The following is a 13016-nucleotide window of genomic DNA, read 5'->3' on the forward strand; positions in this document are numbered from 1 at the left end:
GCCCTCCTCCGTCGCCCCGCGCAACCTCCTCTGCCTCCTCGCGCGTGCGGCCCCTTCTGCTCCTTGAGCGAGCGAAGCGAGTCGAAAGGTCTGCACCCGAGCACCTTTCGACCCCTCGGCTGCGCTCGGGACAACGCTCGCAAGCTCGCTCAAGGAACAGGGACTTCGCGCCCCACTCAAGGAGCAGGTGGGGTTGCGCGTCGCTCAGACATCGGCTTGCGTCGCCACGTGAGCCATGACCTGGGAGGAGGCGACCTTGTCACCGACGCGAACGGTGATGCTCGCAACGCCGTCGACCGGCGCGCGGAGAGTGTGCTCCATCTTCATGGCTTCGACCACGACAAGCGGATCGCCTGCCGAGACCGTCGATCCGTCGACACCGGGGACTGCGACCACGGTCCCTGGCATCGGGCTCGTCACATCGCCCGCGGCGGCGGCGTCGTCGCCGTCGGCGAGGACGCGCTTGCGATGGACCTGCCACGTCCCGGCGTCGCCGGCCACCCACTGGCCGCGGACCGTCCACGAGCGGGCGACGCCGTCGACCGTCAGTCGGACCCGCTCTCCGATGCGCGCGAGCAACACATGCCCGGTCCACGGTTGTGTGTCGTCGGACGTGACCGTCGCATCGGCCTCCACCACACCGACGGCTCCGGGACGGATCACGGACGACACCGTGTACGTCTCGCCGTCGACCGACAGACGAGACACGTACGGCGACGGCGCTCCGACCCGGAAGCCGAGGGCACTGGACCAAAGGTCATCCGGGTCGCCGAGATCGAGGACTCCGAGCGACGCGGCGACAAGCGCCTCGGGCGGCGGAGTCGGAGCCTGATAGTCCACGACGATCCGGTCGAGCAGTTCGGTGTCCAGGTCGCCCGCCCGAACTGCGTCATGCGCGAGCACGTGACGGCAGAAATCGATGTTGGTGACGACACCGGTGAGGCGGGTCTGAGCGAGCGCCTCGTCGAGACGTTCGACGGCTTCGGCACGGTCTGCGCCGTGGACGATCACCTTGGCGAGCATCGGGTCGTAGTCGCTGCCGACGACCGAACCGGCGACGACACCGGAGTCGATTCGCACGGCGCCGGGAACGAAGTGAGCAGGCCGTGTCTGTGCCGACCGCGGCCACGCGAGGTCGCCGATCTCGCCGCCTGTCGGGAGGAAGCCTTGCGCCGGGTCTTCGGCGTACACACGGGCTTCCATGGCGTGGCCGGTCAAGGTGACATCGTCCTGTGTGAACGACAACGCCTCGCCACGCGCGATGCGGACCTGTTGTTCCACCAGGTCGAGTCCGGTGACGAGTTCGGTCACCGGGTGCTCCACCTGCAGACGAGTGTTCATCTCCATGAAGTAGAAGTTCTCGGGATCCCGCGCCGACACGATGAACTCGACCGTGCCCGCGCCGGTGTACCCGACGCTGCGCGCCGCATCGCATGCGGCCTGGCCGATGCGAGCGCGAGTGGCCTCGTCGAGGAGCGCCGACGGAGCCTCCTCGATCACCTTCTGGTGCCGCCGCTGCAGGGAGCACTCGCGTTCCCCGAGGTGGACGACGTTGCCGTGGGTGTCGGCGAGGACCTGCACCTCGATGTGGCGCGGGGTGAGGACGAAGTGTTCGAGGAACAACGAGTCGTCGCCGAACGCCGCCCCCGCTTCTCGTCGTGCCGTGATCAGGGCCGCGGGCAGATCGTCGATGCTCTCCACACGATGCATGCCCTTGCCGCCGCCACCGGCGCTCGGCTTGATCAGCACCGGGAAGCCGATCCCCGGCGCGGCCTCGATCAGTTCCGCATCGGTCAGTCCCGGCCGAGACAGTCCGGGGACCACCGGGACGTTCCTCTCGGTGACGGCTGCACGGGCGGTGATCTTGTCGCCCATCGTGGCGATCGACCGGGCAGGCGGCCCGATGAAGACGATGCCCGCATCGTTCAATGCGGCCGCGAACGCCTGGTTCTCGGAGAGGAAGCCGTAGCCGGGGTGGACTGCGTCGGCGCCTGTCGCCTGCGCTGCGGCGACGACCTTGGTGATGTCGAGGTAGCTCTGCGACGCGGCGGCCGGACCGAGACGCACCGCTTCACCCGCCGCGGCGACGTGGGGTGCATCGACGTCGGCATCGGAGTAGACGGCGACCGACTCGACGCCCATCTGGTCGAGGGTGTTGATCACCCGGACCGCGATCTCACCGCGGTTCGCGACGAGGACTTTGCGAATCGGTTTGCGTGATGAGTGCATTGCTGACTCCTGGTTCATGGTGATCACATCCGGAAGACGCCGTAGCGCGGTTCGGCGAGCGGGGAGTAACGGCATGCCTCGAGGGCGAGGCCCAGAACGGTGCGGGTGTCGGCAGGGTCGATGATCCCGTCGTCCCACAGTCGGGCGGTGGAGTAGTACGCGTCGGACTGCTCGGCGAACTGTGCGCGGATCGGTTCCTTGAAAGCCTCTTCGTCGGCGTCCGACCAGGTTCCGCCCGCACGCTCCACACCCTTGCGACGGACCGTGGCGAGAGTGTCGGCGGCCTGCGGCCCGCCCATCACCGAGATGCGAGCGTTCGGCCACATCCAGAGGAAGCGCGGCGAGTAGGCGCGGCCGCACATCGAGTAGTTGCCCGCACCGAACGAGCCACCGATCATGACTGTCAGTTTCGGGACACTTGCGCAGGCGACGGCGTTGACCATCTTGGCGCCGTTCTTCGCGATGCCGCCCTCCTCGTACTCGCGGCCGACCATGAACCCGGTGATGTTCTGCAGGAAGATCAACGGGATGCGCCGCTGATCGCAGAGTTCGATGAAGTGAGCGCCCTTGAGCGCAGACTCGCTGAACAGGACGCCGTTATTGGCGACGAAGCCGACCGGATGTCCGTGCAGGGTGGCGAATGCGGTGACCAGCGACGTCCCGTAGTCCGCCTTGAACTCCGTGTACTCACCGCCGTCGGACAGGATCTCGATCACCTGTCGGACGTCGTACGGGATCTTCGGGTCGGTCGGGACCACGTCGTACAGGTCGGTCTGCGCGCGCGGCGGCGCCACGGTGGGCGATGTCTCCCATTGAGCGGCCGCGCGCGGGCCGAATGTCGCGACGATCTCGCGGACCTTCTCCAACGCCTGCTCGTCGTTGTCGACGAGGTGATCGGTGACGCCGGAGATCGACGAGTGCATGGTGCCGCCGCCCAGGTCTTCGGCAGTGACGTCTTCGCCTGTCGCGGCCTTCACCAGCGGCGGGCCGGCCAGGAAGATGGTGCCCTGATTGCGGACGATGACGTTCTCGTCGCTCATCGCGGGGACGTACGCACCGCCTGCGGTGGACGAACCGAGGACCGCTGAGATCTGCGGGATCCCGGCAGCGCTCATGTTCGCCTGGTTGAAGAAGATCCGACCGAAGTGCTCGCGGTCCGGGAACACGTCGTCCTGGTTGAGGAGCATCGCGCCACCCGAGTCGACGAGGTAGATGCAGGGCAGCCTGTTCGCTGCGGCGATCTCCTGCGCGCGCAGATGCTTCTTGACGGTCACCGGGTAGTAAGTGCCGCCGGAGACCGTCGCGTCGTTGGCGACGATCATGCACTCCCTGCCGTGGATGCGGCCGATGCCGGCGACGACGCCCGCGCTGGGCGCCTTCCCGTCGTACATCCCGTACGCGGCGAGGGGCGCGACTTCGAGGAACGGTGAACCGGGGTCGACGAGTCCGTCGATCCGGTCGCGAGCGAGCAGTTTGCCGCGCTCGACGTGACGGTCCCGAGCTTTCTGGCCGCCTCCGGCCGCAGCTGCGAGCAGTCGTTCGCGGAGCTCGTCCACGTTGGACCGATGAGCGTCCCGCGGGGCGAGAAACTGGTCGACCATCGCCACACCTTTCAGTTATTCGACATTAACCGAGTTGACCATACGTGACCCGACGCACATCCGCCAGACCCGAAATAGATTGTTCCATCACTGGTGACGCAGCTCACTGAAACAGTTAGGGTGGGGGCAAGCCACACACCCTCGTGGCGTCATCAACAACGCTCTCGACCGCACGCCTATCACCCTTGGCCTGCGTGTTGAGCCGAATACAGCAAGGCCAGGTGAACCCATGACCGTCGCCGACGACCGCGCCCACGCGGAGTCCACCCCTGCGAGCAGCCCCTCGCATTTCTCGCTCGACGACCGCTACACACGCGCGTCCGGAAGCATCTATCTGACCGGCATCCAGGCCCTCGTCCGCACCGTGCGCGACCGCGCGGTGCTCGACCGCCGCAACGGCCTGCAGACCGCGTCGTTCATCTCCGGCTACGAGGGCTCGCCACTCGCCGGCTACGACCTCGAGATCGCCCGACGCCGCAAGCATCTGGAGAAGTGGGACATCGTCCATCGTCCCGGCCTCAACGAGGAGATCGGCGCGACGTCGGTGATGGGCTCGCAGGTGGCAGCGCGAGTAGGCCACCTCGCCGCCGACAAGTCCGGCGTGCAGCGCGACGGCGTCGTCGGGTACTGGTACGGCAAGGCGCCCGGCCTGGATCGCGCGACCGACGCGCTGCGTCACGCGAACATCATCGGCACCCACTCGGCGGGCGGCGCCGTCGCACTCGTCGGCGACGACCCCGGCGCCAAGAGCTCAACGGTCCCCTGCTCGTCGGAGATGGCCCTCGCCGACCTGTACATGCCGATCCTGTACCCGGCCGACAGCGCCGACATCCTGGACTTCGGCATCCACGCAGCCTTGATGAGCCGCGTCTCCGGATTGTGGACGTCGATGAAGATCTCGGCGCACGTCGCCGACGGCTCGTCGACTGCAGAGATCGACCTCGACCGATTCGAGGTGGACTACGGCGGCCTCGGCACCAGTCCGCACATCCCGTCCGGCAGGCTCCTCGGTCCCACGCTGATGGAGCTCGAGCAGAACCAACTCACCACCCGCATCCCGCGCGCCGTCGAGTATGCGCGCCTCAACGGCCTCAACAACATCGTCCAGTCGACGGGCGACGACCGCATCGGCATCGTCGCCGCAGGTAAGACGTACCTCGACCTCCGCGAGGCTCTGCGTCTCATCGGCATCTCCGACGACGACCTCGGCCGCCTCGGCATCCGCATCCTCAAGCTCGGCATGGTCTACCCGATCGAGCGGGGGATTCTCGACCGTTTCATAGCCGGCCTCGACGAAGTGATCGTCATCGAGGAGAAGCGCGACTTCATCGAGACGATGATGCGCGACATCCTCTTCCGTCGTCCGGACGCCCCCGCGATCGTCGGCAAGACCCACGAAGACGGTTCCACGCTGTTCTCGCGTTTCGGTGAGCTCGACGTCGACTCCGTCTCGCGAGGCCTGGCGGCCCGCCTCGGCAAGTACCACCAGATCGAACCCGCCCAGCGGTGGATGGACGAACGCAATGCCACACGCGAGCGCATCATGCTGCCGCTGGCCGTTCGCACCCCTTACTTCTGCTCGGGCTGCCCGCACAACAGCTCGACGAAGGTCGCCGACGACACTCTTGTCGGTGCAGGCATCGGCTGCCACGCGATGGTGCTCCTGATGGAGCCGGAGCAGGTCGGCGACATCGCCGGCGTCACCCAGATGGGCGGCGAGGGCAGCCAATGGCTCGGCATGGCGCCGTTCGTCACGGAGAACCACTTCGTGCAGAACATCGGCGACGGCACGTTCATGCACTCGGGTTCACTCGCCGTCCGCTCCTCGGTGGCGTCCGGCGAGAACATCACCTACAAGCTGTTGTTCAACGGCACTGTCGCGATGACCGGCGGTCAGGACCCGGTGGGTCAGATGACACTTCCCCAGATCCTCGCACTGCTGCAGGCCGAGCGGGTCGCGAAGATCGTCGTCACGTCGGACGATCCGTCACGCACCAAGGCGTTGGGCCTGCCGAAGGGCGTCGACGTCCGCCACCGAGACGACATGCTCGACGTCCAGAAGGAGCTCGCCGAAGTCTCCGGCGTCACCGTCCTCGTCCACGATCAGCATTGCGCCGCGGAGAAGCGCCGCAAGCGCAAGCGCGACAAGGGGACCGACAAGAACAGCCAGTTCAAGACTCCGAAGCAGCGCGTGATGATCAACGAACGCATCTGCGAGGGCTGCGGCGACTGCGGCGCGAAGTCGAACTGCTTGTCTGTGCATCCCGTGTCGACCGAGTTCGGCCGCAAGACGCAGATCGATCAGAGCTCGTGCAACCTGGACTTCTCGTGCCTCGAGGGCGACTGCCCGGCATTCGTCAGCATCGTGCCGGGCACGGCGCGCAGCCGCGAGAAGGTCGCCTCCATCACCGGTTCGCTCATCCCGGAACCCACGTTGGTTCCGACCATGAACGGAAACTTCACTATTCGAATCACCGGCATCGGCGGCACCGGTGTCGTGACCGTGTCCCAGGTGCTCGCCACCGCAGCCGTCATCGACGGTCACAGCGCACGAACCGTCGACATGACGGGACTCGCCCAGAAGGGCGGCGCCGTCGTCAGTGACATCAAGGTGTCCGCGTCGCCGGTGGAGCAGGCGGCGAAGGTCGCGTCCGGCGACTGCGATGTGTACCTCGCCTGTGACCAGCTCGTGGGCGCCGATCCGGTGAACCTGAAGGTCGCGTCGTCGAAGAAGACTGTCGCCGTCGTCTCCACCGCGAAAGTGCCCACCGGATCGATGGTCATCGACACGTCGGTCGCGTTCCCGGAGGCTCTCGCGGTCCGCACAGCCATCGACGATCACGTCGCGCGCTCGGTGTACCTCAACGCGGGTGAACTGTCCGATGACCTGTTCGACGACGAGCAGTACGCGAACATGCTCATGGTGGGCGCGGCGTACCAGACCGGCGCACTTCTCATCTCGGCCGATGCGATCGAGCGGGCCATCGAACTCAACGGCGTCGCCGTCGAGGTGAACATCCAGGCGTTCCGCCGTGGTCGCCAGGCCGTCGTCGCACCCGACGACGTGGCGGCCGCGGCCGAATCGGTCCGCGTCCAGGTCCCGACGTACGCACCGAGCGCGGTCGCCACGAAGGCTGCGTCCACCCTCGCCGGCGCAGGCGAGGACCTCACGGCGATCGTCGAGCGACGCTATGACGAGCTGGTCGCCTACCAGAGCGCGAAGTACGCCGACTCCTGGCTGGCGGACGTTCAGCGTGTCCATCGCGGCGGTTACGGCGACGACTTCACGTCTGCCGTCGCCCGGAACCTGTACAAGCTCATGGCCTACAAGGACGAGTACGAGGTGGCGCGTCTCGCCGGCGACGCCGCGTTCGCTGCGGAGATCTCCAACACGTGGGGTGACGACGCGAAGGTGTCGTTGCGCCTGCACCCGCCGATGCTGCGTGAGATGGGCATGAAGAAGAAGCTGTCGCTCGGCCAGTGGGCCGATCCGGCGATGCGGAGTCTCGCGTCGATGAAGCGTCTTCGCGGAACCAAGCTCGATCCGTTCGGCCACGGCGAGGTCCGTCGCACCGAACGCGAGCTGATCGTCGAGTACCGCCGTGCCGTCGACGTCGTCGTCGCTGCTCTCGGAACGTACCCGGCGCCCGAGCGGATCGCCGCCGCCACCGCAATCGCCGACCTGCCGGACATGGTCCGCGGCTACGAGGGAGTCAAGATGGGCAACGTCGCCCGCTACCGTGCGGAGATGGCCCGCCAGCTTCGCGCCCTGTAGCCGCTGTTCGCGGCCGTCGGCGACGAACGCGGCGTTCGCAGACACAGATCGACGCCTCGCCGACAAACGCGGTCTTTGTGAAGGCCGCGTTTGTCGGTGAAGGTCGCGGCGTCGATTCCCCCGCCAGCAAGCCGAACGTTGACGCGAAACCGGGTGGCGGCCTTGTCAGAGGTCGAGTCGTCCCACCGGGCTACCGCTCCCTGCGGGAGCGTTTGTCAAAGACGCTAGGACAGCCAGGCGGCGATTCGTTTCGCGTCGACGTTCGGCCGGCTGCCGCCGCGACCTTCACTGACAAACGCGGCCTTCACGTAGGCCGCGTTTGTCGGCGAAGCGTCGGTTTGTGTCGAGGAGAGCAGCGTTCGTCGATGAAGGCCGCGTTCACGGCCTCAGAACGACGCAGAGTACCGCCCGGCCGAGCGGGCGATGAACTGCCATCCTCCATCGACCTGGACGAGCTCGACGTCGGACAGTCCGGTGGTCTTCGCAGTGGGGCGTGCAGTTCCCGGGATCCACGCCTCCACCCGGCCGGTTCCAACGCCTGCGAACCCGCGCTTGTCGGTGCGGGTGAGTCGTCCTGGAACGGCGCGAGGGAAAGCCTGGCCGAGGACCGCTGCGACAGAGCGGTCGAGTCCGGCCATGACGCCCGACGGGCAGGCGACGATGTTCAGGTGACGTTGGTCGTTGAGGGTGTCGTCGCCCTTCACCGCATGCGGGTCGCCGCACGCCTGCGCCCACGACCACCAGGCGCCGCCGATCCGGTGCGCATCGGCGGAGCGCATGAAGCGAGCGACGTCGGAGGCACGACGGCTGGGATCACTCCACCAGCCCCACTCCCCGGTCCACAGCGGCGCGTTGTAGACGGCGGCCGCGTTCTTCGCGATCTGGAAGCCCTGTTCGACGGACGGGATGTCGTTGCTGACGTTGATCGACCCGCTGTACAGGTGTGGAGAGAAGACGACGCGCGGGTCCGTCAGGTACTTGGCCGGCGGGAGGACGTCGGTTCCGAAGGCCGACCAGAGCGCACTGGGTTCGACGATGGCGAGGTGCTCGAAACCGCCTCGCTCGGCGACGCGGATGGCCCGGATCGCACGCTGGTAGAACCGGCCGATCTGGTCCGCTGCGCCGATCGGTTCGCGCAGACCCGGGTTCGGTTCGTTCAACAGGTCGTAGCCCGCGACTGCCGGCTCGTTCTTGAACTCGCCTGCCAGCCGCGCCCAGGTTGCGACGAGGCGACCCTGGATTCCATTGCGGTCGTCGTAGAAGTTCTGGAATGCCCGGGCCACACCCGGCGCGGCTTCTCGCTGGCCTGCGATGGTGCACGTGGTCCAGCCGTCGGTGATCGTCGCCCAGCCGGGTGCACCGTCCCAGCCGATGCCGGGTTGGAGCGGGCCCGGGCACTTGGCGCCGCGCGGCGTTCCGATCGTCGGGCCCCAGGCGTCCTGGTGCATGTCGAGCACCGTGTAGATCCCGTGGGCCTTCGCCTGATCGACGGCCTGCCGAATGCGATCGACGTAGGCCCTGTTGAAAGCGCCGCGGGTCGGCTCAAGTTGCGACCAGGAGATGTTGAGTCGGACGACGTTGAATCCGAGGGCGGCCATGTCGGCGTAGTCGACGTCGGACTCCGGTACGACGGTCGCCAGCGGCTGCCCGTTCTGGGCGTACTCGACGAGATGGTTCGCGTTCACCCCGCGCAGGATCACGGTGCGGCCGGTGACATCGGTGATGTCTCGATGCGCAACGGTCAGCCGGGGCGTCGTCCAGCCGCCCGACTGCGGCTCGGCCGCCGCCGGCACCACGAGCACGGTGACGAGCGCTGCGATCGATGTCGCCGTCGCCGCAATGCTGCGAACCCAGGAGCGCGTTGAGGTGACCATCACATGAACGTATCCCGAAGTTGATCGATCGAACAGGAACGGGTGTGTCGCTGGCACAAAACGCAACCCGCACCAGGTGATCGCCTCAGTCCGGCGGGTCCGCGTACAGCGCGGCGAGCGCCATGCCGGCCAGGAGCGGACCGAGTTGATCCGTCGGATACGCGGGGAGGCGGGGCGAGGAGTTGAGCAGGCCGAATCCTGCGTGAACCCGCACACGCGCCTGCTCACGGCTCAACGACTCACCGGAAGCGGCTAGAAGGACGTCGACCCATCTCTCGACATACCGTCGCTGCAACGATCGGACGCGGCGATTCGTGTCGGGAGTCATCGACGACATGTCGCGCCCCTGCACGACGATCAAGTCCGGCTTGGTGACGAGCATGTCGATGTGGAAGTCGACGAGCCGCCGCAGGACGTCGCCCGGCTCTCCGCCCGCCTCGACCACGCCCTCGCCTCCCGCGTGCAGTCGCTCGCTGATGTCGAGGAGCATCTGGTCGAGAAGATCGGTCTTGGACGAGAAATGCCGGTACATGGCGGGCCCGCTGACACCGACCTCCGCGCCGATGTCTTCCAAGCGCACACCGGAGAAGCCCCGCGAAGCCATCTGCCGAGCCGCCGCGGCAATCAGTTCCGCCCGTCGAGCGGCCTTGGCCTGGGAACGCTTTGTTCCCGGCACCGCACCAGCGGCACCGGGAACGGGATGCTCAGCGTCCGCCATGTATCAGTTTTGCGGCGGGTTCTTAGCCTCTGCGAGACCATCGATGATGACCGCGGCCACCAGCAGCGCCGCCTGCACGAAGCCCAGGATGAGTGCGACGATCGCGCCCGCACCCAGTCCGATGAACGGCGGAATACCCATCGAGGCCGCGAAGATGCCCAGCCAGCCCGCAACGGATCCGAACGCGAGATACGGCAGGAACTTGCGCCACTTGGGAGCGATCAGCGAGAACGTCGCGACGGCGACGGCCCCCAGCAGGATGAAAAACCAGCCGACGCTGAGCAGGAGGGTCGGCGAGAAGAACGCCGGGATGTCCACCGAGCCGTTGAGGTCTGCCGCCCAGTTCTCCGCGTCGCGTTCGACGCTCTCGTCGATCGTGAGCCATGCCAGGAAGCCCATGAAGAAGGTGATGACGCCTGCGACCGCAGAGCCGAGCGCAAGCTTGTAGGGCAGCGGCAGCAGTGCCAGGAACGACGGCCGAGCCGGCACCGGCGGGCCGAACGCGGGCTGGCCGTACTGTCCGGGCATGGGCTGGCCGTACTGTCCCGGCACCTGCTGCCCGGGCGCGGGCTGACCGGGGAACGGCTGGCTCTGCGGTGCAGGCTGCGCGCCCCACTGCTGTCCCTGCTGCTCGATGTTCGTCGTGGCGTCGAATCCGCCCGTCGGAACGTTGGGATTGCTGGGGACGTTGCCCGGCTGACCCGGGTACGGCGGCTGCGTCATGGGAGTATTGAACCACTCGATTGGCACGTATTCATCGGCAAGACCCCCTCGGCTCGTCGATTTCGTTCGAACGACATACACCGCGGCCATGTCAGGGACGGAACGAAGGTCAGTCGGCGAAGACCACTCGCGTACGGAGCACGATGTCCTGCAACGACTTCCGCTTCGGGGACAGCACAACCCACGCGAGCCCGAAAGGGAACACCACGCAGAAGGCCGCACGCGGAAGGATCCGCACCACCGGGACGTCGTCGCCTGCCGTGTTCGCCAGGCGGAGTCCGAGGAACGCGTAACCCACGGTGCGGCCGGTGACGGCCCAGCAGACGAACAGGTACAGCACCGCAGTGACGAAGAACCCGCTCGCCGTGAAGATCCACATCACTTCGGGAAACCGGAACTCGCGGAAGTCGACGGCGAACAGGATGATCGCCATCGACAAGTACCCGATGCCCATCAACCCGATCACAACGCCGAAGTCGATGCCGGCCGCGATCGACCGGGACACGATGCCCGCATCGCGGATCGTCGTCTCCTCCGAGGGAGCGGCTGCCTCACTCATTGCCCTGCTTCCGTCCGAGCATGCGGTTGACGATGCCCTCGACGACGTCGTCGGCGCGTTCGCTGCCGGTCCGGACGTCGGAGATCATCTCGGTGGTGACGGTGGTGCTCGCGCCGCGTACCACCGACGACATGTCGACGCCGTCGAGCAGCGCGTTGACGTCGACGCGGTCGAGGACTGCGTCGAGGTCGAGGTCGGCCAGGAGCGCGTTCAGGTCGATCCGCTCCAGCAGTTTCGGCAGGTCCACCTGGTCGAGGACTGCGTTGATGTCCAGGCGAGCGATCAGGCGATTGAGGTCGACGGTGTCGAGGACCGCGTTGATGTCGAGTTTCTCGAGGAGAGCGTTCAGGTCGACGTTCTCGACGATCGGGTTCACGTCGAGCGTTCCGACGATCCGGTTGAGGTCGATCGCGTCCATCAGCATCTGCGTCGCATCGATCTCCTCGGTGAGGAACGTCAACGCCTCCGACAGCACGAACCGGACGGTGCTGCCCGGAACAGAGACGGCCTTGCCGACCGTTTCGGACACTAACTTCGAGATCATCGGTAAATCATGTCAGATGCACAGAACCCCGGTGCGGCACTCTCGTGCCGGACCGGGGTTCTGTGATGAGTCCCTGAGGGATCAGAGCGCCTCGAAGAGTTCGCGGGCGAGGCGAGCGGTCTCGCTCGGGGTCTTGCCGACCTTGACGCCTGCGGCCTCGAGGGCCTCCTTCTTGGCCTGCGCGGTGCCGGAGCTGCCCGACACGATGGCGCCTGCGTGGCCCATCGTCTTGCCTTCCGGCGCGGTGAAGCCCGCGACGTAGCCGACGACCGGCTTGGTGACGTTGGCCTTGATGTAGTCGGCCGCACGCTCTTCGGCGTCGCCGCCGATCTCACCGATCATGACGATCAGCTTGGTCTCCGGATCGTTCTCGAAGGCCTCGATGGCGTCGATGTGGGTGGTGCCGATGACCGGGTCGCCGCCGATGCCGATGGCGGTCGAGAAGCCGAGGTCCCGGAGCTCGTACATCATCTGGTAGGTGAGGGTGCCCGACTTCGAGACGAGGCCGATCGGACCCTTGCCCGTGATGTTGTTCGGCGTGATGCCGACCAGGGCCTCTCCCGGCGTGATGATGCCGGGGCAATTCGGGCCGATGATGCGGGTCTTCTCGCCCTTCTCGACGTTGTACGCCCAGGCGTACGCCGAGTCCTGCACGGGGATGCCCTCGGTGATGACCACGAGCAGCGGGATCTCCGCGTCGATGGCCTCGATGATGGCGTCCTTCGAGAAGGCCGGGGGCACGAAGGCGATCGAGGTGTCGGCCCCGGTCTTCTCCATGGCCTCGGCGACCGAACCGAAGACCGGAAGCTCGACGGTGTTGCCGTCAGCGTCGACGTGCGACACGGTGGTGCCGGCCTTGCGCGCGTTGACGCCGCCGACGACGTTGGTGCCCGCCTTGAGCATCAGGGCGGTGTGCTTGGTGCCTTCGCCGCCGGTGATGCCCTGGACGATGACCTTGTTGTTCTTGTTCAGGTAGATCGACATGTTCGCAGG

The 13016-nt window shown here is 66.8% G+C and carries 9 protein-coding genes; 1 reads left to right on the forward strand and 8 read right to left on the reverse strand.

The window, feature by feature from the left end; translation table 11 throughout:
- Positions 1 to 204 precede the first annotated feature (204 nt).
- Both WFK36_RS17590 and WFK36_RS17595 read right to left on the reverse strand, forming a co-directional pair.
- Positions 205 to 2229, reverse strand: a complete 2025-nt coding sequence (locus WFK36_RS17590) for an acetyl/propionyl/methylcrotonyl-CoA carboxylase subunit alpha (protein ID WP_336793236.1) — start codon at positions 2227 to 2229, stop codon at positions 205 to 207.
- Positions 2230 to 2252: 23 nt separating this feature from the next.
- On the reverse strand, positions 2253 to 3830 hold the full coding sequence (locus tag WFK36_RS17595; RefSeq protein WP_336793238.1) for a carboxyl transferase domain-containing protein: 1578 nt from the start codon (positions 3828 to 3830) through the stop codon (positions 2253 to 2255).
- A gap of 229 nt (positions 3831 to 4059) precedes the next feature.
- Between WFK36_RS17595 and WFK36_RS17600 the strand changes: the two genes are divergently transcribed.
- On the forward strand, positions 4060 to 7605 hold the full coding sequence (locus WFK36_RS17600) for an indolepyruvate ferredoxin oxidoreductase family protein (RefSeq protein ID WP_336793239.1): 3546 nt from the start codon (positions 4060 to 4062) through the stop codon (positions 7603 to 7605).
- 386 nt (positions 7606 to 7991) lie between these two features.
- Here the strand turns inward: WFK36_RS17600 and WFK36_RS17605 are convergent, their stop codons facing one another.
- The 6 genes from WFK36_RS17605 to sucD all read right to left on the reverse strand — a co-directional run bounded on the left by WFK36_RS17605 (position 7992) and on the right by sucD (position 13007).
- Positions 7992 to 9479 carry a glycoside hydrolase family 5 protein gene (locus tag WFK36_RS17605; RefSeq protein WP_336793240.1) on the reverse strand — a complete coding sequence of 496 codons (1488 nt, stop codon included), beginning with the start codon at positions 9477 to 9479 and terminating at the stop codon, positions 7992 to 7994.
- Between the two features lie 85 nt (positions 9480 to 9564).
- A complete protein-coding gene (locus WFK36_RS17610) occupies positions 9565 to 10197 on the reverse strand; it encodes a TetR/AcrR family transcriptional regulator (protein ID WP_336793242.1) in 633 nt (210 codons plus the stop codon).
- Positions 10198 to 10200: 3 nt separating this feature from the next.
- Complete coding sequence (locus WFK36_RS17615) at positions 10201 to 10920, reverse strand: DUF5336 domain-containing protein (protein ID WP_336793243.1); 720 nt, start codon at positions 10918 to 10920, stop codon at positions 10201 to 10203.
- Between the two features lie 109 nt (positions 10921 to 11029).
- Positions 11030 to 11479 carry an RDD family protein gene (locus WFK36_RS17620; protein WP_336793244.1) on the reverse strand — a complete coding sequence of 150 codons (450 nt, stop codon included), beginning with the start codon at positions 11477 to 11479 and terminating at the stop codon, positions 11030 to 11032.
- A complete protein-coding gene (locus tag WFK36_RS17625; RefSeq protein WP_336793246.1) occupies positions 11472 to 12023 on the reverse strand; it encodes a hypothetical protein in 552 nt (183 codons plus the stop codon). Before WFK36_RS17625 ends, WFK36_RS17620 begins: the two co-directional genes overlap by 8 nt.
- A gap of 81 nt (positions 12024 to 12104) precedes the next feature.
- Positions 12105 to 13007: a succinate--CoA ligase subunit alpha gene (gene sucD, locus WFK36_RS17630; RefSeq protein WP_008379080.1), complete on the reverse strand. Its 903-nt coding sequence runs from the start codon at positions 13005 to 13007 to the stop codon at positions 12105 to 12107.
- Positions 13008 to 13016 lie beyond the last annotated feature (9 nt).

The organism is Gordonia malaquae, assembly GCF_037148075.1.
Taxonomy (GTDB): Bacteria; Actinomycetota; Actinomycetes; order Mycobacteriales; family Mycobacteriaceae; genus Gordonia; species Gordonia malaquae.

What these genes read in the sequence shown, in the direction of transcription:
- sucD (WP_008379080.1), bottom strand. Translation starts at nt 13,007, where the DNA reads ATGTCGATCTACCTGAACAAGAACAACAAGGTCATCGTCCAGGGCATC.
- WFK36_RS17605 (WP_336793240.1), bottom strand. Translation starts at nt 9,479, where the DNA reads ATGGTCACCTCAACGCGCTCCTGGGTTCGCAGCATTGCGGCGACGGCG.
- WFK36_RS17615 (WP_336793243.1), bottom strand. Translation starts at nt 10,920, where the DNA reads ATGACGCAGCCGCCGTACCCGGGTCAGCCGGGCAACGTCCCCAGCAAT.
- WFK36_RS17625 (WP_336793246.1), bottom strand. Translation starts at nt 12,023, where the DNA reads ATGATCTCGAAGTTAGTGTCCGAAACGGTCGGCAAGGCCGTCTCTGTT.
- WFK36_RS17595 (WP_336793238.1), bottom strand. Translation starts at nt 3,830, where the DNA reads ATGGTCGACCAGTTTCTCGCCCCGCGGGACGCTCATCGGTCCAACGTG.
- WFK36_RS17590 (WP_336793236.1), bottom strand. Translation starts at nt 2,229, where the DNA reads ATGCACTCATCACGCAAACCGATTCGCAAAGTCCTCGTCGCGAACCGC.
- WFK36_RS17600 (WP_336793239.1), top strand. Translation starts at nt 4,060, where the DNA reads ATGACCGTCGCCGACGACCGCGCCCACGCGGAGTCCACCCCTGCGAGC.
- WFK36_RS17620 (WP_336793244.1), bottom strand. Translation starts at nt 11,479, where the DNA reads ATGAGTGAGGCAGCCGCTCCCTCGGAGGAGACGACGATCCGCGATGCG.
- WFK36_RS17610 (WP_336793242.1), bottom strand. Translation starts at nt 10,197, where the DNA reads ATGGCGGACGCTGAGCATCCCGTTCCCGGTGCCGCTGGTGCGGTGCCG.